The organism is Shewanella sp. NKUCC05_KAH (assembly GCF_019345585.1).
Lineage (GTDB): Bacteria > Pseudomonadota > Gammaproteobacteria > Enterobacterales > Shewanellaceae > Shewanella > Shewanella oncorhynchi.
On sequence record NZ_JAHKQZ010000018.1, the window covers coordinates 47,286 to 67,785 of the forward strand.

Genomic DNA, 20,500 nt, shown 5'->3' on the forward strand with positions numbered 1-20,500 from the left:
GGCTTTTGTTTGCCCTAGTACACCAACCAAGTCTCGCCATTCTGATTAACTTCCTTGGCGCCTTGTTTGAGCAATACCTCTCTCAGTGCCTGACGAGCGAGACGTTGTGCAGGCCTACCTGCATCATGGATTACCATGCCGCGGATCTGCTGAATATCCGGCAGACTTCGCCTTAAATCACGTAATTGTTCCACTAACTGTAAAACCGCACTGCTGACCCCCGAAGTATTGCCTTTACTGCAAAAGTCACAAATGGTCAGGGTGTTTTCGTCGACGCGATACACCATCGACCAATGGGGACTATCCCAACATTTTCCCCATTCAAACTGGCTGTTTTCAAAATAAGCAGGACTGACTGTCACCCCTTGACGGGCAAGATATTGACTTACACTATCCATATTGATCTCCTTAGTGTTAGGCCGGTTCGACCTAACACTTAATGATGTTGAATAGAAGCACTGCTAGTTATGTACTGCCGAGCTAATGCGGCCGTGCAATTCGACGAGCTCTTTGATCAAGGAGCGCATCTGCTCTGAAATTTGCTTTGCTTTATCATTCAGATCATTAACACCCTTGATATAGCTCTGGGCGTTACTCGCCTTAAAATCACCGATAGTGCGCTCTAGTTCAGCCTCTTTGCTTATATTGGCACCGACCACTTTGCCTGTGCCTTCAATCCCTTTGCTAAACGCCCCACTCATGTGAGTCGCAGCATCGCCAAACTTGCCCGATAACCCAACCCCAGCCATACCTATCACGCCTCCGGCGATTTCTAATACACCAGTCCAGATACTCGCTTCGCAGGCCTTATCAATGGCGGAACGTTTATCGTCCATAGAGGCAATTTGTACGTCCCAACCGAGTTGTTGCTGCTTAACGTTGTAGTCCTGTAATACGTTGCGTAATTTTTTAAACATCTCGGCCAATTTCAGCATAAGATCATTAATTTGCGAGATAGCATCCATACCGTCACTGGCACAGTTGTCATTCAGTTGATCAGTCTTGTCTGTGTTAACGGGCGCTGGAGTGTGGCCTTGGCCCGAAATAATGTTGATATCTGTCATGGTAAACCTCACTTATACTGTTGAACCTGCGATACGGGCTTGTAGTGCGCCACTCTGACTGATCGCCTTACTGGCACCGTCTAAGCTGTCGCCTTGTTTTTCAATCAGATCTTTTACAGTTTTCATTTGCTGTTCTTTAGCTTTGTCGTACCACTCGTAGCAAAACTCTAAGAAATTCTGTTTTAAAATCAGTTCTTCAATTTGCTTTTGCAGTTTGGCTTTCTCAACGGCTATGCTGCCATCGGTAATCGCTTTTCCTGCACCAGCGGTCGCACGGATCACATCTAAGGTCGTAAAAGTACATGCCTTGATTGCCGTTTTAATCACTTCATGGCTAACCTCTTTCACCACTTGCTTAGTGATTTCCTCGGCAGTGACCTGGACGCCTTTCTTAATAGCCTGTTTGCCGACTTCTTCGACAGATCGAGTCACGAGTTGCTCAATCGCCTCTTTACTGAAGGCATCCATCAGACCACTGGCAAGTTTACGTCCCCCCTGTTCAGCGGCTTCTTTTAAACCCTTGCCTAAGTTGGCCATAACCTGGTCAGTAACTTGTTCGGCAACTTGCTTACCAACTTCTTTCGCGACATTAGTGACCGCTTCGGTAGAACCTTTAGTAATACCATCAACGAGTTTAGGAGCCGCTTCCTTCATCGCCGTTTCTGTACCTTTGGCAATTGAACGTGTCGCTGAAATTGCCCGACCTGCTTGGAAGATATCCAGTGCCATGCCCACTATTTCGCAACCTAATTGCACTTTGCCTGCCACATCAATTACGCTCTGGCATTTATCTTTATCTGCCCCACATAAGATGGCGGTTTCTGCCGCGGCTTTAACCATGCCAGCAACCCCTGCAGCGAGATAGGCAGCACCTCCGGCAATTTCTAATGCGCCCCCCGCAACATCACCAACCGCACAGCGTAAGGCGCCTTCGACCAACTTAATTACACCGTAAATGGCCTCAACCGCTCCGACAATCCAGTCGAAAATGGCTCCGAAAATTCCACCCTTGTGGGCCTTATCAGCTTGCTCGATGGCTTTTGTCAGTTGCTCTTGATATTCCTTCACCTTTTTATCGCGCAGGAACTCTTGAGTATCGGTCATTATCTTGCTAGCTTTCATGGCCGAGCTTGCTGTGTCTGCGAAGGTCGAAATACTGAGATTCGCAGCCATCATGACCATGGAATCCATGGACGCTTTTTCTAATGAATTCAATGATCCCAATCCACCAACAGTGCCCGTCTTAGGATCTGGGGTAAAAAAGGGCGTTAAAATACGCTGCAATGCCCTTTGTGCATCTTTCATTGTGACTGGACCTTGATGCTGATCTTTATGCTCAGTTTGAGTGAGCGTCACAGGCATGGACCAGTCGGGCAAACTTGCTTTGCTAACAGCATGCGCCTGGGCGCTAGCATAATTGGCCGACACATTCTCAGGGCCTCTTTCTGTCACACTGTTAATTGACATGGGAATTCTCCTTAGCGAGTGTGGCTAGCCCGCGCTGTGCACTGGCGGCAATCCCTGTGCTCTCGGGGTGGCCTTCACACCAACGTAGACTGGCGTTAAAGCTTCTCTGGGCATAATCATGGTTACCTAACGCCAAGTAACTCAAACCAGCATGATAAGCGGGTAACGGATTATCGACTTTGATCATCCCTGCCCGGCCCAAACAGAAAATGGCCTCTTCATGTTCGTGTAACTGCTGGCAGCATATTCCTAGAGAAAAGCAGTAGTCGTAATTCCATTGGTCTATGCGCATTAAGAGGTAAAAGATCCGCTTCGCCCCCTGTTGATCACGGCAAGCCATTAACTGCAACGCGTATTGGTACAACACATTCAAGTCACTTTGCTCGACGTCAGCCAACATACGCAGTGAGCCTCCCCGTTGCAGAAAGTGTTCAATTACTTCAAATTCTTCCTGTTTCATAACTGACTCCCTAACGGACATTTTGGGCGATGGATTTATTCATCTCGGCCAACATGGTCTGCATGCTATTGAGTAAACTGACGGTCACGTTATAGGTCTGCATAATTTTCTGCAGTTGCAATTGTGACTGGGAGACAAAGTCAGAGGCACGATTTGAGACCGATTCCAAAGCCGATTTCACCGCTTGCAACTTACCTTTATCTAGACCTCCAGCAGCGCCAAGGGCATTGGCAATCTGTTGCATATGTACCTTACTGATGCTTTGCCATGATTGCTGTCCGACTTCGGGAAGACCCCAGATATAATCACAACAACGCTGACCATCGACCTTGATGCCGTGTTCATCCATATAACTGATCACATCTTGCCAACTCGCCGATTGCATTCCTTCTGGTCCAGCTGCGGCAATTTTGTCTAGTAACTTTTTCAAATAAACAGCGGAGGGATCATTGTGACTGAGATAAGCAGAGATACTCATGCCATCAACTTCAAAGCCATTGTCACTCATATACTTAACGACATCAGCAGGCAGATTTACCGTGGCTTTATCCCCTTGCTTCGCGACTTGAGCTATCGCCTCATCGACGCGATTCGCCATGTCTTGAGCTTGGCGCGACACATCGGCCTTTTGCTGCATTTGGCCATACTTAGCATCGGCCAATTCTGACAACAAATTCATAAACATATACAGTACTGCAATACCTCCAGAGAGCACTGAATCTCCGCGAGACGCTATCTGAGCTTTCACCTCATCCGACGCTTGACTGTTGGTAATACTGGTACCTTGAGTTGCTACATTTGTAATTTCCACAATGATGACCTCCAACAAAAAACGATATCGCACTAAATTAACGAATGTTTTGTGCAATCGACTTGTTCATCTCCGCTAGCATGGTTTGCATACTGTTTAATAAACTGACGGTAACGTTGTAAGTCTGCATAATTTTTTGCAGCTGTAGCTGAGATTGTGAAACGAAGTCAGAGGCACGGTTAGATACAGATTCCAACGCCGCTTTCACCGCCTGTAACTTACCTTTATCTAACCCTTTACCGTCGGGGTCATTCTTGGCTAGGTACTTATCGATGGTCATACCATCTATGGTGAAACCATTGTCATGCATGTATTTCACGACATCATCAGGAAGTTTACCTACGGCTTTATCACCATCTTTGGAGACGTTTGCAATGACCTCATCAACCTGATTTGCCATATCTTGCGCTTGACGAGAAACATCAGCTTTTTGCTGCATTTGACTGTATTTGGCATCGGCTAATTCAGAAAGCAGATTCATAAACATATATAAGACTGCAATTCCCCCTGAGAGTACTGAATCACCGCGTGAAGCAATTTGATTTTTGACACTTTCAGGTTGTTGAGAGTTAATAATGCTAGTGCCTTGATTACCTACATTTGAAATATCCATAATAACACCTCATTGATTATTTAAATTAAGCATGATTTTTATTGAACTTACATATAACTTCTAACTTTTTTAACCTTGTCAATCACCTTTTCTTTAGAAGTTGAGTCAATATCATTATCAACCTCGCCAGATTCTATTTTACCTAACAAATTAAATTGTGTTTCGAGACTTTTGAAATGATGTTCCAATTCACTGACTTTATTCATAACAGTATTTTGCTGTGATTCAAATCCACTAGGGAATGCATTCTTTAACTTAATCAGCTTAGCTAATGCTTCAGGATCCCTATCAGAACGTTCAACTAGAAGATTTATTTCTTCTTGTAGCGCTTGAAATTCTTTAATATGTTCTCCAAGTGCTGCTTTACGTTGCTGAAGATCTTGCATAACTGATTTTATATCGCTGAACATATCCATAACTAACCCCTTGACTTATATATTAATACTATTATGTATTGAAGATACCTAAAAACGATGGGAATAAAACAAAACTGGTCAAACCACTAAATTAAAATTTAAAGCTATTTTTTATAACGTGAAAAAAGTGTGTCTATAACTATTTCTGCCGAATTGATAGCTTCATCCAACAATAGAATTGTTCCACTATTACCAGATAAGATATTACTGCGCATTTTAGCTAGTCTATTATGGTAAGCCTCCTGTTTGTAATTATGTGATTTAATATCATCCTCAAGCTGTGTAATTCTTGACATAATGCCTCCTAAAAAATAAGTGGTACATGAATTAACTCACCGGCTCTACTGAGATCTAATCCATGAATGTTCATATATTCCACGACATAACCATTATCTAATTTGCTACCCGTTGATAACCGAACACCACTCGATAACTCTATGAATGGAGACTGTGCATTACCACCATAGGTCACCACAGAAGCATTTAATAAATGATTAAGTTCGTTTTGTACTGGAATATTTTGAAATACTAACTTCAATCCATTGGCATGCGTTGGTTCTAATCCTTGCGCAACAGTCATAATCTGTTGCTGTTGTTGTTCACTGACTTTACCTGTCATGACGATGGCATCATTGATCCGCTCTATCATGAGACCAACCAGTAAATTTTTGTTTCGCAATGCGGAGATTAACGGTTTGAGCTGACTGTCAACCTGATTGCTAACTTGCCAATTAACAAGTCCGGGCAAGTTATTCAAGCTAGACACCGCTTTATCCCAGCGCTCCCCTGACTGAATGGCGCCTGAGATAATGACATTGCTGGGCTCACTACCTAAGGTCACAAGGGCATTGGCAAATCCATTTTGGACTAAGACATCTTTGACATTACGTATCAACTGATCGCCACAAGTGGTCTGCTCTATAAATAAAATACCTTGTCCTTTGATATCACCGAGAAACTGCGCCATACGTTGTGAATCTTGGCAAAAGCCGCTCAGTGTCACCACGCCATCTTTTGACCAATGGGCTTGAACTCCGTTTAAACCGTCGGTCTGCAGCTGCTGCGATAACCATTGTGCTTGTGTCAACTCGGCGATAGGCATCTTTGCAGGAGCTAATAACACTGTCGCTAATAGCACCATAGAGAGCATTGAAACTGTCGCCAGTAACCACCACGACTTCTTTGCCTTTGTTTGAAAATGTGATGGTATTGCCTGTTGCTGTAATTCATCGGTGCAATGGCCTAAGAGGATACCCACACCAGCGAGTTCAATAACTTGCCCCAATGGCAACATATTGACTTCGCTTATAGGCTGTCCAGCTATCCAAGTCGGTACCCAAGACTGCAGCCGAACCCCCGCTTCATCGATCAATAAATCCACTTGTTCTACGTGTTCAAGTGTGGCTAACACATCACCATCGGGTCCGATGCTTAAGTTACCAAGAGGCAAAGATAACTCTCGTCCTTGCAATGGACCGTTTAACCATAAGAGCTTGTATCCTGAAGACATATTAATCTCCTTGGTTAACGGGTTCCGCTTTGATCAGGAACAGACGCATCACGCTTTGAGTGTGGTGATCTGTGCTTCTAAACAAACCGCCCAGTAATGGTAGATCGCCTAGTAACGGGATCTTGTTCTGGGTCGTTTCATCTCTATCTTGTACGAAGCCGCCGAGTAACAGACTCTCCCCCGATTTCAGCGTCGCCTGAGTCGAGATCTCGGAGTTTTGCACTTGTGGTAATGGTTCACTACGGCTCACTGCTTGGCTCTGTTGACCATCCTGAATATTGAGATCCAACATCACAGCCTGATGACCTACTTCATCAATCAATCTTGGTGTGACTCGTAATAGAGAACCAGTGGTCACTGACTCTAATTTAGCGACTTTATCCCCTTCCAACTTAGTGTAAAATGTCACGTTTTTATCGAGTACTGCTTGCACATTGTTTAACGTAACCACAGAGGGACGTGAGAGCACTTTGGCCTTAGAGTTCTTCTCTAGTGCATTGAGGCGCATCATGAAGTTGCCTGTATTGCCTATGACAGTGGAAAAATTGTCACTGCTATCACCACTGTTGAAACTGACGGACCCCCCCCCTAATTTGGCTGACGCCGACCAATCTATGCCCAACTGTTTAAAGTCAGAGGCGTCCACATCGAATATCGATACAGACACTTCAATCATGGTGGGCTTAGTATCGAGTTGTCTTATCAAAGAGCCATAAGTGGCCATATCACGGGCACTTCCACGGACTATGATGGCGTTTTGACGAGGATCAGCGGCAAAGACTGGACCGCTAATATTACTCACAGAACCCGCCACTGCATTGGCGACTTGTGTACCTTGATCCATTTCTTTTAGCACCGTGACTAATCCTGGAATACTCACAGGTTGGCTACGATATTCATAAATAGAGTCTGTGGCAGATGCGTATTTCAGTGGATAGACTTTAACCGTTTCTTGGTTTTCTGTGGTTTGTTTAGCATTGGCATCAAGTTGTGCCGTAAGTTTGGTGACACTGTTAATGCATTCGGGTACACCTGTGACTTGTAAGCCACTGATCCCTGCCATAGATTTAATGTTACAGACCCCCTTATCTAACACTCCTGCACTGCGCAGGTAATGGTCGACCTTAGTCGCGGATAAGCTAGTTAACGGTAGCACTTCACTATTAATTTCACTGGCTTTGTAAACATATAAGACTTCGTTGTTGTAGTACCAAACTAAGCCATAGCGACGGGTCAGATCTTGAATAACGGATTTAGGATCTTGTTCTTGGATTTGGCCGATATAGTTGTCGTTGACCTTGTTACTGACAATGACTGGTACGCCGTAATTGTTGGCAAAGTCTTGGATGACGGAGGCTAGCGCAGTGCCTCGACTGATCATTACAAAAGGTTCACCTTGCCATTTAATGTTTGTCAGTGGTGCAGCCTGAACTAGGCCAATCTGACAAAGTAACAGTAGACTGAGTAGTTTTTTCATACTGTCCTCCCGATAAGTGAAGCTCGATTGCTATCAACAGGTTTAAGCAGGCTCTTTTCGAGAAACCTCGCTATAGCAAGTTGCATGACAATCCCTTGAGATAAAGCTTCATCATCTTGAATTTCATCGTAATAACGCCATAACAACCAGAGTTCACCTCTAAGCTGAAGGCCACAATCTAAGGCGTGATCACTAGCGGCTAATGCGAGCGTTGCTTGTGTTAGCCAATCCACAGCAATATCGGTCGAAATCGCTAGCACTATTGCAATAGATACAGAGGTGTCAGTTTCGAGAACGAGGGCTTGTCTTTCGGCTAAGGTCCAAGTCGTGTTTCCTTCGACGTTTTGGCTAGCCAAGAAGCCACTTTCAATCAATCTCGTCAGCATTTTTACACCCTGTTTCACTTTCATGGGATCAGTATGTAAGTGTCTAAGCCTAGCGCCCATCAGGTGAACACCTTAACTACTTAAGGTAGGTAGATGAAAAATACCAAGCCTCAGTTATTCACCTGATAGCACTGGCCGTTAATGTGGTTAAGATGAGAAAATGGTTCGAATGGATTTCGAAGTTCATGCAAGAACAAGATGAATAGCGTATTTTTAACTGACAAAGGCCGAAATAAGATGAGCAGAGAACATAGATGAAGATCCAATGGAAGTTTTCCTTAGTTACTAAGCTCACAGTCTCCTTTATGTCAGTGCTCGTAGCTCTATGGCTGATGATGGAATATCTATCCTATAACAACACGTTCAGCCATACACTCGAACGCTCCTTAGTTGCCTTTAGTGAGCTCAGCGGATTACGGGCCGAGGTGAGTAATACACTTTTCACCGATGCCAGTTATGATGTGCGCCAGCTCGATAAACAGCTCAAACAGTTCGCTTCAATAGACAAAGTGAATGACCAGGAAATTGTGTCTCATTATTTTCCATTCCAAGCGAAAAGCCATGACGATACTTTGACCATGTGGGTCGCGCAAACATTTGGCAGTGCTGGGCAACACAGATATTTAGATACTTTCATCTTGAAACCTAACGAAGGTATTACGATTTATGCAGCATCCGATGCCAATGATGAATATTTTCAAATTCGTCTACGCGAGATAAAACAGCTCTCAGTGCAAGCGTCGACTACAGGTTATCGTTGGGGAACACCGCTCAAGGACAAGAATTCTGAGGACTACCACTTAAGTTTCAGTTACTCGAGTGACCCACAGGATCCCCTATCCCCACAAGTCGGTTTTAGTATCAATTTAGCGTCAGCAATGTCACTAAATAATGCCTTAGGACCTGGGGACATTAGCTTTTTCATGACACCAAAGGGGGAGTTATTTTCTAAATCTACCTTAACCTTAACTCCGTCGATACTCGTGAAACTCAAAGATGAATTTAGTCATGACCACCCACATGCTAAGAACACCGCACACCCATTAGGCGATTACTATGTCATAAAAGAGCATATTCATGGGCCAGGCTGGCAGCACATCACGTTAATTTCAGATGTCTATCTTAAAGATATGGCGTTAATACCTTTTTTTAAAGAGCTGCCATGCGCTCTGTTGGTCTTAGTTTTGACAGCAACTATCCTGCTGAATATATTAAAGATTAACCTTAGTAAACCTATGAGAAACTTCGTAAATATCATCAATAATGCCAGTCAGTCGACCTTCGAACACCGACTACCACAGGATCGTAATGACGAGCTGGGACAAATTGCGAAAGCCTATAATCATCTTCTCGATACAGTAAAAGAAAGCTATGACGAGTTAGAGCAAAAAGTCACCCTTCGTACCAATGAATTAGCCTTGGCTAAGCAAGAAGCAGAAAAGGCCAATGAACGTAAAACCGAGCATCTAACAACTATCAGCCACGAAATTCGAACTCCATTGAATGGTATTACTGGGTCGCTCGAATTACTACGTAATACCCAACTGACACCTAAGCAAATGGATTTGCGTGATACCGCATATAATTGTGCCAATTCTTTACTCGCCATTATCAATAATTTGTTGGATTTTTCCCGTATAGAAGCCGACCAAATTGAAATGAACTTACAGTCTTACCCCATTTTGAAGTTGGCTGATGATGCAATGATCACCATCCAATCTCGGATCGTGAATAAACCCATCACCCTAAAATGCTTAGTCAATGCTAATGTCGCCGAGAAAGCACTACTGGATCCTCTGCGAGTCAGGCAAATTCTGGTTAACTTGCTCGGTAATTCGGCTAAATTTACCGAAGCTGGCCAGATTTTATTACGTATCGAAGTGGTTAAGCAGCATCTGTATTTTAGTGTGGAAGACACGGGGGGGGGGGTTGCTATTCAAGATCAGCAGCGTATTTTTGAACCTTTTGCACAAACTTGCCATCATAAATCGGGCACAGGGCTTGGTTTACCTATCTCAGCTAAACTCGCTAGCAAAATGAAAGGCAAACTCACAATGTTTAGCACTTTGGGCGAAGGTAGTACCTTTATTCTCGATTTACCCTTAGTTGATCCAACTGCGCCCCTATGTTTGCCTAATACGGTGATTGTCGCTCCTTTAGCCTTACACCCACAACTCACACTCTGGGGAGCTTGCCCCATTGAAGGGGATAATCCGGCATTAGCATCTCCTGAACTGGCTCACTTGCCGGCTCGTTTATGGCAGAGGCTCTTTGAAATTCGCCACAACCTGCCACATAAGCAACGTCAGCATACCCCAACACTTCTCCCTTGGCGGTTAAAGATCCTCTTAGTCGACGATGTCGAAACTAATCGCGATATCATAGGTAAAATGTTGCTTGAATTAGGACAACAAGTCATTGCCGTTAGCAGTGGTGAAGCCGCGTTAGAAAAAGGTACTCGACATATCTTCGATCTTGTCCTTATGGATATTCGCATGCCAGGACTAGACGGTTATCAAACAACACAACGATGGCGCAATAGTGAAGATATTCTCGATGGTGATTGCCCAATTTTTGCACTCACTGCCAACGCCAATCCTAAAGAGCATGACACAATAGAATCCGCGGGTATGAATAGTTATATAACCAAACCAGTGTCATTGAAGCAACTTAACCATGCACTCGAAGCCGCGGCTGATATGCAGTTAGATCGTGATATGCAGCTCGTGATAAACAATGAAATCGATGCGCCTATGATTGATTTTTCGCATACAGATCTTAATCATAGACTCGCCGTGCATCTGGCCGATATGGCACATCAGGCCAAGTTACATATAGAGAATCAAGCTTGGAAAGAATTGAGTGATGTACTGCATACCATCAAAGGTAGCGCTGGCTTAGCAGGTAAAAAAAACATTGCAAATGAAGCGGCAGATTTAGAGGTAGCACTCGAAACGAAAGAATGTTTGAGCCTAGCAGAATTTAGCGCACTCGATAATTTAATTCACGCATTAGACGCTGAAAGTTGATCTTAGACTAAAAGTGCAAGCACAGCACAAACTGTGCTTGCGCCACATCCATCTTTATAGTCCGAGCCTTTGTACCCAATGCATTAACTCGGCGACGTTATGCGCATTAAGTTTGCGCATTAAATTCATTCTGTGAGTCTCTACCGTTTTTAAACCAATCACTAAATCTTCAGCAATATCACGGTTGCGGCGCCCCTCACAGATCAGTTTTAGCACTTGTTGCTCGCGGGGGGTCAGCAAAGGGATATCCCCATCGACCACTCCACTCAAAGCGGCTATTTGCTGCTCATCTAAACTAGGATCGATAAAGTTTTTGCCCTTACTCACACACTTAATTGCCGCTAATAGTGTGCTCTTAGGGCTATTTTTTAATACATAGCCATTGGCGCCTACATCAAGCGCTTCCCGTGCACTTTTTTCCTCAATCGTCGCCGTTAACATAATAATCATCATCTCTGGCCAACGTTGTCTGAGCTGACGGATCACGTCCAATCCACCCATTCCGGGTAATTTAAGATCCATAAAGACCAGATCTGGCCTGAGTTTGAGGCATTTCTCGTATACCGCAAGCCCATCTTCAACCGAGCCAATCAGATTAAGTTCAGGATAAGGCGCTAAACAGCCCCGTAATCCATCAAAAATCAACGAATGATCATCGACCACTAAAATATTGATCACTTTTCCATGACTAAATGCCATATACGTCCCTAGACTCTAATACTCAAAATCATAAAAAGTTTTTAAAACCATCGATGAAAAATGATTTAACAGCATTAAAACCCGTTTAATATTTAAGAAATAATGAATTAATCAGTTAAAATAGTTATACAAAAATAGTAATCATGGTGCAAGTTTAATGTATAAAAATAAAAATTGAATAGCAACAGGATTAGTTTTTCTCTCTCAGGTAACTCAGTTTTCCTTCATAACTTTAAGGAATGATGCTACTAAAGGATTGAGAGCTTATTCTATATATGGACATGTGTACCTTAACGGATACAAAACATTTGATGGTAATGGCCGACATTTTTACTGGTTGGGCTTTAGTATAGTTGGTAGAGAAGCTTTTGCAAAAAATGATATCGGGTTACTCAACAATAAATCATTTAACCAAAATAAAGAATAGTTGCTATTTGATAAAATTTATAACGTATGGCCAGTCGTTTAGGCATATTTTAGTAGTTAATTATCTAAGTTCAGACTTACCCATTATTTATAGCTCTTCACTCTCACATTCATCAGCAATTATTTACAATAAGATAATTAACATTTACCCTGGATATAAAACAAACTATTAAAGCCAAGAGAGTCATATAATAGCTAACTATTAACCCTATAAACATTACACTTTAACCATTATTAAATTAATTTTTAATCTATCATGTACAGGCTAATTACTCTAACACCTTTCAAGCTGGTCAATTTTTTGTTCAATTCATCTAAGAGTTAAAGCAAGTTACTGTTTTAGGAAAAGTGTTTTAGTGATGTATTTATAGAATCATGACACTCATCATAGATACGCTTTCACCTTTAACTTTAAACCTTTATAACTCTTTTTCTGAGGTAATATTTTGATGCCAACTTATTTAACTTGAGGAGATAAAAATGATCCAAGCTAATACTATAACTAAAAATCGCTACCACACTGAAAACCCTAAGTAACTGAAAAATATTAAAGGATGTAGGGGAAACGGCCAAAATTAAAGAAACTCAAGAGTCATTGCTAGCACAATGATTAACACTTGAAGATTTAGCAAGGCAATCTACTGTATCAATAAAACTTCGCAAAAACGTGTAGTAGCCGAACAGCCAGAGCTTACATTTTAATACACTGTTAATCGCGAAAGAGGGTATATAAGCAGAGCACTGTAGGATACCCTAATAATTCATAACCCAACAGCCATGAATTAATGAGAGTTCGCCTATTTCTTCGCAGCACAAAGCGCGTCATCTGCTGATATGGAATAGTCATGCCGTCGCCGTAACAGTTCTTTGCCCATCCTGACTGTCGATAACACATTCAGTTTCTTCACCGTGTTTGCTTGGAAGTGCCGCTGTAATTACTGCATTTCTCCGTATAACCCTACGCACAAAAATGCCTGTTACACCAACAAGGCTATCGATGTGCCGTCCTAAATGAGTTAAGTTAGTGAAGCTATCAGTGTTGATGAATAGATAAGCGACTGTGCTGTGTAGCAGTGTTACGAACGAGAGCCTGAGATGGTGAACTGACAGTTAAACATGGACGTTGTTTGGCAAAGGAGATCCAAGAAAGGATTGCTGTTGCTCCCCCTTTGGGTCAACTCTTGATTTAAATACAAAAACGAACGATCCCATTCGACAACAATAACGCCAAGTTACTGGCCATCCCCAGTGAATAACCCAATGATTAATCGAATTAATTATTCAATTCGACTAATTCATGCTGGCAAGAATCACCTGCGTGGCATCAAAACAGGCGAAACATGGCTCGCCGACAGCCAACGCCTGCATTTGAGTCAGTGGCATCACTGAATAGATGATGTCTTTGCCATCAATATCTATGGCTAATTCGGCCTTATCGCCAAGTTCAGTCACGCTCAGCAAACGACCGCTTAGGCAATTTTGCCCATCCACTTCACAGGCATGAGTCGTCGCCAGTACAGCGGGGGCTTTAAACAGTAACAACACAGATTTATCCAGGGCTAACTGCAAGCGTTCGCGGCTCGAATGGGTCACTGAAATCTGAATCTGTTGTCCGCCCGCTAAGGTCACGCTGATTTTGTCATTTAATCCAAATGAATCAATGCTATTGATACGCCCCGTTAACTGATTGCGGGCGCTGGTGTTGAGGGAGAAATGCGCCATCACATCCAATAAACTGTGCATATCGACGGACTCATCGAGCAAGGCAGCCAAAGCCATTTCTTGTACTTGGGAGGTGATGGAATACACCTTAAGCAACCGTTCGCCAAATTTGGTGAGTTTAGCGCCGCCACCGCCTTTGCCGCCCTTTTCGCTACACACTACGGGTTCCGGCATGACGGTGTTCATCTCATTGATCGCGTCCCACGCCGCTTTATAACTGATCCCCGCAAGCTTGGCGCCTTGGCTAATCGAGCCTGTGTTGGCAACCTGCTCAAGCAGGCTTATCCGCCTAGGATTGGCGAAGGGCTTATCCCCGAGGGAAAGCGTAAGTAATGCATGTAAATCCATCGTCTATCCAACACCCAAGTCTGACTTAAGTCCTATTGTCCTTCATCGTCTTGAGGATACCAATAAGATTGCCGAGATATTTCAGCGGATGAATGCCATTAATCCGCAAGAAACCGCACACAGATCACTAATTGATTGCTTAGGGCTTGAATGATCGATATATAGATTGATATATAACGATAACTTTTTATCACGGAGGAACACAATGAAATCCATTCACCTTAAGCAATTACTGCGTTTTACCACGGCTTCGTTATTCACAATGGTACTGACATCTAGCCCAATTTTTGCGGCAGACAATGAGCAAGTGACTGTTTTTGCAGCGGCATCGCTCACCAATGCACTTAACGAAATCGGCCAGCAATATGAAAAGGAACACAATACTAAGGTGATATTCTCCTTCGCCTCTTCCTCAACACTGGCAAAACAAGTCGCCAATGGTGCGCCCGCCGATCTGTTTGTCTCGGCGAATCAAAAGTGGATGGATTATCTGGTCGATGCTAAAGCGGTCGATGTTAACAGCCGAAAAACCTTGTTAAAAAATACCTTAGTCTTGATTGCCGAGAAAAATAGTCCCATCACAGAAGTCGTGCTCAATGGCGATTGGGATATTAAAACCGCATTAAAAGGCAGTCGTATGGCTGTTGGCGATCCAGATCATGTACCCGCTGGACAATATGCCAAGCAAGCCCTCGAAAACCTCAAGCTGTGGCAAGCTGCTGAGCCCTTACTCGCCCGTGCTAACAATGTCCGTGCCGCCCTAGCTTTGGTTGAACAGGGTGAAGCACCGCTTGGCATAGTGTATTCAACCGATGCGAAAGTCGCCCAAAAGATCAAAATCGTTGGCACCTTCCCAGAAACGAGTTACAGCCCAATTGAATACCCTATCGCCTTAGTCAAACAAGAATCGACCGCAAGCGCCAAAGCGTTCAATGAGTATCTGCAGGGCCCAAGCGCAAAAAATGTGTTTGAGAAATATGGCTTTGGAGTGAATTAGGGTGCTGAGTGGTTCTTTGTTAAGCGGCTCATTTTTAAGCGGCTCTATGCTAAGTGGCTCTCTTTTAAGCGACTATGAAATTGCCGCACTACTACTCAGTTTAAAGGTGTCATCCGTTGCCGTTATCGCCAGTTTACCCTTGGGTATTTTATGCGCTTGGGTGCTGGCCAGAGTCGAGTTTCCTGGCAAGGCTATATTCGACAGTGTGCTCCATCTACCACTGGTGTTACCGCCCGTGGTAGTGGGTTACCTCTTGCTGATCAGCATGGGCCGCCAAGGCTTTATCGGCCAATGGTTATTTAATTGGTTTGGCATCAGTTTTAGCTTTAGTTGGCGCGGTGCGGCACTCGCGGCGGCGATAGTGTCATTCCCTCTGATGGTCAGAGCCATACGCCAATCCTTTGAAACCGTTGATATTCGACTCGAGCAGGCCGCACGCACTTTAGGTAGCAGTCGATGGCGGGTATTTCTCACCATCACACTGCCGCTTACCTCTCCAGGGATAGTGTCGGGCATGATTATCGCCTTTGCCCGCAGCCTAGGGGAATTTGGATCGACCATTACCTTCGTTTCTAATATTCCCGGTGAAACTCGTACAATTCCGCTCGCCATGTACTCTTTTATTGAAACCCCAGGGGCAGAATATCAGGCCATGCGCCTGTGCATTATCTCGATCGTTATCGCGCTCGCGTCTTTACTCGCCTCCCAATGGCTGAGTAAAAAAGCCCTGCAGAGGACGGCAAGCGTATGTTAACAATCAATATTGAAAAACGACTCGGACAACTGCAACTGAAAGTCGATACCCAATTGCCATTGCAAGGCGTGACAGCCGTTTTTGGCCGCTCGGGTGCGGGTAAGACCTCGCTCGTGAACCTACTTGGCGGGCTTTCGACCCCAGATAGCGGTGAAATCCGCCTCGGCGACAAACTGCTTTATCAACAAGGCAAAGTGAACCTTCCCCCAGAGAAGCGCCAAATTGGCTATGTATTTCAAGAAGCACGACTGTTCCCGCACTATAGCGTAAAGGGCAATCTCAACTATGGTGTGCGTAAAGCTAACCCAGTCTTGTTCGATAGAATTGTGCAGTTACTGGGAATTGAAAAACTCCTCAGTCGCTATCCCAGCACGCTATCGGGCGGTGAAAAACAACGGGTTGCCATTGGCCGTGCCCTGCTGACATCGCCCGATATGCTGTTGATGGATGAGCCGTTGGCATCGCTCGATTTACCCCGTAAACGCGAGTTACTACCTTACTTGCAAACCTTATCGCAGGAACTAAAACTGCCGATAGTGTATGTGAGCCACAGCCTAGATGAGATCTTACAACTGGCGGATTATATGCTAGTGCTGCATCAGGGAAAATTGATTGCCCAAGGCGCCTTAAGTGAAGTGTGGAATAGCGAGCAAATGCGCCCTTGGGTGCCATTGCAGGAACTCAGCTCACTCCTCAGTGCAAAGGTCGCCGACAGACATCCCGACTACCCCATGACGCGACTCGTGATGGATGATGGAAACTATTTGTGGGTAAGTGGCTATCTGGCTGAAACGGCAAAGAAACTCAAAGTGCGTATTCAGGCAAATCATGTCTCGGTTTGCACTGAGATCCCCAAAGGCTCAAGTATCCGTAACCTGCTAAAGGGAGAAATTAAAGAGTTATACCCCAGTGATAACGGCGAGCAAATCCAATTAAAAATCGCCTTAGGCCGTGATGAACTTTGGGCCAACATCACCCCTTGGGCCTGCGACGAACTGCAACTCACTCATGGCAAAGCGATTTATGCACAAATCAAAGGCGTGACTATGACGCAAATGGATATCGCCGAATCCCACTAGCTCAACCTAGAGCACCGAGCGAAAACCAAATTTCAGGCACAAAAAAACCGACTCTAGGTCGGTTTTAGTTCCTTCATCAGAAGGATTTGGTACCAGTGGCCAGACTCGAACTGGCACGCTTTTAAGGGCGGGGGATTTTGAATCCCCTGTGTCTACCGATTTCACCACACTGGCATATCAAATATGCACTTAGAAGCAATCAAAACAACTGGCTGTCTCTAAGTGCTGGGAATTATACCTTTGCTTATGACAATGGCAAGTCTTTTGCCGCGACTTTAATACAAATTGCATTTAACCGCTCAAAAATCATGCTCTTGGGGTTATTCTGCGCCATGGGATAATAAAAAAACGGTATATTCTTTATCACTTTTTTGAATATGGTTTACCAACCAAGCTTTCAAGAAAGCCATTAATTCGTCGGCAACATCTTCACCTCTAACAACCCGCTTTTGAAAATCAAGTACTTGCCCAACTAACTTGCCGTGTTTTTCCTTGTGGCTGTCAGTTTGAGGGTAACCAAAACGCGCAAAAAGTTCCTCTTCATAGGCAAAGTGATTGGCGGTGTAATCTACTAACCCTTGCACGATTCGTTTGATGGCTTCAAGTCCATACTCTTCATTTAATGTGCGGTGTAATTCATTGATCAATGAGACTAAGCGCTGATGTTGACGATTGATCTCAGGCATTCCTATGTCTAACTCAGGCCCCCATTTCACAAAGAGTTTATTTTGCGCCTGACTCGAATTAAAAAATGCCGCATTCACATGGAACCGATGCAGCAAGGAGCCGATTTCCTGCGACATGTTATACACTTTCAAACTCGATAAGTTAGTGTTGTTGGTGTGGGAGGCATTACTCAGGGCTAGCTCAGCCATCACACTGATATTTTTATTAATTTCCTCTGCTACTGTATGTTGTTGTCCCGATGCCGTGGCGATTTGGTGGGACATATCGGTAATGGTCTCCACCTGAGCGACAATCTGCCCGAGTGCACTGTGAGCTTGATCAACCATATCAGCCGTTTCGTCGGCAATCGCCACGTTTTTCAACATGACTTCAACACCATGTTGTGCGCCTTTTTGTAATGCGGCGATTTGCTGCTGGATCTCAACCGTGGCTTCGGATGTTCGTTTAGCGAGATTACGCACTTCATCGGCGACTACAGCAAAACCGCGACCATGTTCACCCGCTCTCGCACTTTCAATGGCAGCATTTAAGGCGAGTAAATTGGTCTGTTCGGCCACCTGCGAAATGGTTTCAATAATGCTACTGATATTGTTGCTGTCGGCGGCCAAGTGCTCGATCACGGTTCGAGTATCATGGATCTGTTGCGACATAGCGCCAATTTTAGTGACTATGCCATTCATGATTTGATCGCCGCGCTTAGCAGAACTTTGGGCAATATCAGCTGCCTGCGCAGCACTCACCGCATTTTGCGATACGGCTTGTACACTTGAAACCATCTGTGTCATTGCACTGGCTGCCAGTTCAGTTTGATGCTCTTGCTCTAACACGCCTTGCTTTGCCTGTTCACTGATAACCTTGATATCCGAGGCGACTTTTTTCATCCCTTCACAGGTATCAGATAAAGACAAAATCGTACGGCTGACATCCTCACCCATGCGATTAATGTTATGTACTACCTTAATGAACACACCCGCATCTTTCTCTTCCAATTGATAACTCAAATCTCCCTCGCCTAAGTGGTGTGCTGCACGCTCAAGTTGTCTCAAATTACGGATTAATTTATTGATGTTGAACATTAAAATGGCGGCGAGCACGCTTAAACACAAAATGGCAACAAAGTGCCCTGTGATCACCAAACAATAGAGGGGATAAATCAGCAACAATAGTGGCGCAAAGATAGAATTATATCCCATTGAATCCTTGTGACTTTTTTTATAATCCATTTTTTACTCCTTTAAAAAACTGATATCGCGCCTTCATATAAAAACAAGAACGAATAAATGGAATAGCGCGTTAACTGAATATCGATCGAGTTGAATAGGTTAATCCTAGACGCTAACGGAAGAAGAAACAAAGCTAAATTATTTGAACTCGTCACTGTTAAGCATACCCTTAAATTTGACCAAGATCACAGAGTTAACTAAGGGTTATAACTTTGTATTCCTATGTCGATTTTTTATTGATCGAGATCAGTATTTTAGCTATCGAATACCGCTAATTTAGCGAGGACTTCACAGGAAAGAGGATTTCAGTCATGGCATTTTGGTTAGATCTGATGTTTGGTAACCCCATAGGCTTACTTTCAATGATCGTTATCTTTAGCACAATAGGGATAGTGTCTTATATCACTTGGATGTTCATTGTGAAGTCGGCACCGAAACCATAGTTTTTGCTCCAGTTGTTCTTCATGTTTCTTGTATAAATGCAAAATCTAGGGGGTTTTATCACCCCCATTTTTTGTTGTCTCGCATGTTAAAAATGCTAACTAAACCATAGCTAGCACTCATCCGAGTGAGGTAGAACACGCCTATGCTGCGTGTTTTCTGTTTTGTACTAATCCATTCAAAAATTGCGGACGCGCCTTAATCAACGACTGCATTTCTTCTTGGCTCGGCTCACCTGCTGGCAAACGCAGCACATCACGGTTAAGGTACATACGCGCTTTCATGGCAATCTTATAGTCGGCGGTCGGTCCCTGAATCGCATAATGGCGCTCGTTACCGAGCTTTTCTAAGATGCAGGCATTCACTAAACTTTTTACAGCGGGTTCATTTTGCGGCAGAGTCAAAATCGTGGCGCCTTGAAGAAAGAATTCCCTCACTAAAGCTCGCTCAGCGGGATCAAGTAGATTCACTTTAGCTTCAATCGTCTCAATAACGCGCTTATCACTTAAATGACGGATAGACTCATCTAAGCCTAAGTTAATTAATTGACTCAAAAAATAAGCGATAGAAACGATTAGACCTAATCCAACAAACTGTGCATGTTCTGGCACAAATTTATCGAGCGCCAGCACTGCCAGCACATTAGGAGGAATAAGAAGTAAGACAGAACAACTCACCATAAGCCACAGCATGACTCTAAACATCATTTTCTTCGGGCTAAAAAACTTAACTGAATCCAGCTTGAGTTTAAACATAGTGCTATCCCAGTGACAAAAAATTGAACTTATCGGCTAATAAGCAAATTTAATGCCACAAATGAAGACATATTTCGTTGATTTTATCTGCGAGAAAATGCACTTTCTGGATCTGTAGGTCTATGCTTATAAGCAT

Annotated in this window: 20 protein-coding genes, 1 tRNA gene and 1 pseudogene; 5 read left to right on the top strand and 17 right to left on the bottom strand. The window is 43.8% G+C overall.

Annotated features, from left to right (window positions below):
* Nucleotides 1-14 precede the first annotated feature (14 nt).
* The 11 genes from KO533_RS16105 to KO533_RS16155 form a co-directional block, all read right to left on the bottom strand.
* On the bottom strand, nucleotides 15-398 hold the full coding sequence (locus tag KO533_RS16105; RefSeq protein WP_173246826.1) for a secretion protein: 384 nt from the start codon (nucleotides 396-398) through the stop codon (nucleotides 15-17).
* A 63-nt stretch (nucleotides 399-461) separates the two neighbouring features.
* On the bottom strand, nucleotides 462-1,064 hold the full coding sequence (locus KO533_RS16110; RefSeq protein ID WP_028759295.1) for a pathogenicity island effector protein: 603 nt from the start codon (nucleotides 1,062-1,064) through the stop codon (nucleotides 462-464).
* A gap of 12 nt (nucleotides 1,065-1,076) precedes the next feature.
* On the bottom strand, nucleotides 1,077-2,531 hold the full coding sequence (locus tag KO533_RS16115) for a type III secretion system translocon protein (protein WP_219255104.1): 1,455 nt from the start codon (nucleotides 2,529-2,531) through the stop codon (nucleotides 1,077-1,079).
* Nucleotides 2,521-2,991 carry a SycD/LcrH family type III secretion system chaperone gene (locus KO533_RS16120; RefSeq protein ID WP_028759293.1) on the bottom strand — a complete coding sequence of 157 codons (471 nt, stop codon included), beginning with the start codon at nucleotides 2,989-2,991 and terminating at the stop codon, nucleotides 2,521-2,523. The genes KO533_RS16115 and KO533_RS16120 overlap by 11 nt, the downstream gene beginning before the upstream one ends.
* 10 nt (nucleotides 2,992-3,001) lie before the next feature.
* Nucleotides 3,002-3,802, bottom strand: a complete 801-nt coding sequence (locus tag KO533_RS16125; RefSeq protein WP_168826761.1) for a secretion protein EspA — start codon at nucleotides 3,800-3,802, stop codon at nucleotides 3,002-3,004.
* Between the two features lie 37 nt (nucleotides 3,803-3,839).
* Complete coding sequence (locus tag KO533_RS16130; protein ID WP_006081435.1) at nucleotides 3,840-4,415, bottom strand: secretion protein EspA; 576 nt, start codon at nucleotides 4,413-4,415, stop codon at nucleotides 3,840-3,842.
* A 47-nt stretch (nucleotides 4,416-4,462) separates the two neighbouring features.
* Entirely contained in the window at nucleotides 4,463-4,831 is a 369-nt protein-coding gene (locus tag KO533_RS16135) for a hypothetical protein (protein ID WP_219255106.1), read from the bottom strand.
* A 104-nt stretch (nucleotides 4,832-4,935) separates the two neighbouring features.
* On the bottom strand, nucleotides 4,936-5,127 hold the full coding sequence (locus KO533_RS16140) for a hypothetical protein (protein WP_219255108.1): 192 nt from the start codon (nucleotides 5,125-5,127) through the stop codon (nucleotides 4,936-4,938).
* An 8-nt stretch (nucleotides 5,128-5,135) separates the two neighbouring features.
* The gene (sctD, locus tag KO533_RS16145; RefSeq protein WP_173246832.1) at nucleotides 5,136-6,341 is read right to left on the bottom strand and encodes a type III secretion system inner membrane ring subunit SctD; all 1,206 of its coding nucleotides are present in this window, start codon (nucleotides 6,339-6,341) and stop codon (nucleotides 5,136-5,138) included.
* A 1-nt stretch (nucleotide 6,342) separates the two neighbouring features.
* Entirely contained in the window at nucleotides 6,343-7,818 is a 1,476-nt protein-coding gene (locus KO533_RS16150) for an EscC/YscC/HrcC family type III secretion system outer membrane ring protein (RefSeq protein WP_131525041.1), read from the bottom strand.
* On the bottom strand, nucleotides 7,815-8,204 hold the full coding sequence (locus tag KO533_RS16155; RefSeq protein WP_247651579.1) for a hypothetical protein: 390 nt from the start codon (nucleotides 8,202-8,204) through the stop codon (nucleotides 7,815-7,817). The genes KO533_RS16150 and KO533_RS16155 overlap by 4 nt, the downstream gene beginning before the upstream one ends.
* Before the next feature lie 254 nt (nucleotides 8,205-8,458).
* Between KO533_RS16155 and KO533_RS16160 the strand changes: the two genes are divergently transcribed.
* The gene (locus KO533_RS16160; RefSeq protein ID WP_168826752.1) at nucleotides 8,459-11,233 is read left to right on the top strand and encodes a two component system sensor kinase; all 2,775 of its coding nucleotides are present in this window, start codon (nucleotides 8,459-8,461) and stop codon (nucleotides 11,231-11,233) included.
* A 54-nt stretch (nucleotides 11,234-11,287) separates the two neighbouring features.
* Here KO533_RS16160 and KO533_RS16165 read toward each other — a convergent pair whose 3' ends face one another.
* The 3 genes and pseudogenes from KO533_RS16165 to KO533_RS16175 form a co-directional block, all read right to left on the bottom strand.
* Nucleotides 11,288-11,932, bottom strand: a complete 645-nt coding sequence (locus KO533_RS16165; RefSeq protein ID WP_131525039.1) for a two component system response regulator — start codon at nucleotides 11,930-11,932, stop codon at nucleotides 11,288-11,290.
* 1,179 nt (nucleotides 11,933-13,111) lie between these two features.
* Nucleotides 13,112-13,353: pseudogene (locus tag KO533_RS16170) on the bottom strand (IS4 family transposase); the annotation flags it as partial.
* A gap of 295 nt (nucleotides 13,354-13,648) precedes the next feature.
* Nucleotides 13,649-14,428 carry a TOBE domain-containing protein gene (locus KO533_RS16175; RefSeq protein ID WP_219255109.1) on the bottom strand — a complete coding sequence of 260 codons (780 nt, stop codon included), beginning with the start codon at nucleotides 14,426-14,428 and terminating at the stop codon, nucleotides 13,649-13,651.
* Nucleotides 14,429-14,633: 205 nt separating this feature from the next.
* Between KO533_RS16175 and modA the strand changes: the two genes are divergently transcribed.
* From modA to modC, 3 genes are read left to right on the top strand one after another with little or no spacing between them, the layout of a single operon-like run.
* Nucleotides 14,634-15,425, top strand: a complete 792-nt coding sequence (modA, locus tag KO533_RS16180) for a molybdate ABC transporter substrate-binding protein (protein WP_131525882.1) — start codon at nucleotides 14,634-14,636, stop codon at nucleotides 15,423-15,425.
* A 16-nt stretch (nucleotides 15,426-15,441) separates the two neighbouring features.
* Nucleotides 15,442-16,179 carry a molybdate ABC transporter permease subunit gene (gene modB / locus KO533_RS16185; protein WP_131525893.1) on the top strand — a complete coding sequence of 246 codons (738 nt, stop codon included), beginning with the start codon at nucleotides 15,442-15,444 and terminating at the stop codon, nucleotides 16,177-16,179.
* Nucleotides 16,173-17,258 carry a molybdenum ABC transporter ATP-binding protein ModC gene (gene modC, locus KO533_RS16190; protein ID WP_219255111.1) on the top strand — a complete coding sequence of 362 codons (1,086 nt, stop codon included), beginning with the start codon at nucleotides 16,173-16,175 and terminating at the stop codon, nucleotides 17,256-17,258. The genes modB and modC overlap by 7 nt, the downstream gene beginning before the upstream one ends.
* Nucleotides 17,259-17,345: 87 nt before the next feature.
* Here the strand turns inward: modC and KO533_RS16195 are convergent.
* Both KO533_RS16195 and KO533_RS16200 read right to left on the bottom strand, forming a co-directional pair.
* A tRNA-Leu gene (locus tag KO533_RS16195) sits at nucleotides 17,346-17,432 on the bottom strand.
* A 146-nt stretch (nucleotides 17,433-17,578) separates the two neighbouring features.
* Nucleotides 17,579-19,168 carry a bacteriohemerythrin gene (locus tag KO533_RS16200; RefSeq protein WP_219255113.1) on the bottom strand — a complete coding sequence of 530 codons (1,590 nt, stop codon included), beginning with the start codon at nucleotides 19,166-19,168 and terminating at the stop codon, nucleotides 17,579-17,581.
* Between the two features lie 311 nt (nucleotides 19,169-19,479).
* Between KO533_RS16200 and KO533_RS16205 the strand changes: the two genes are divergently transcribed.
* A complete protein-coding gene (locus KO533_RS16205; RefSeq protein WP_105251481.1) occupies nucleotides 19,480-19,611 on the top strand; it encodes a DUF3149 domain-containing protein in 132 nt (43 codons plus the stop codon).
* A 141-nt stretch (nucleotides 19,612-19,752) separates the two neighbouring features.
* Here KO533_RS16205 and KO533_RS16210 read toward each other — a convergent pair whose 3' ends face one another.
* Entirely contained in the window at nucleotides 19,753-20,364 is a 612-nt protein-coding gene (locus KO533_RS16210; protein WP_105251480.1) for a superinfection exclusion B family protein, read from the bottom strand.
* Between the last annotated feature and the right edge of the window lie 136 nt (nucleotides 20,365-20,500).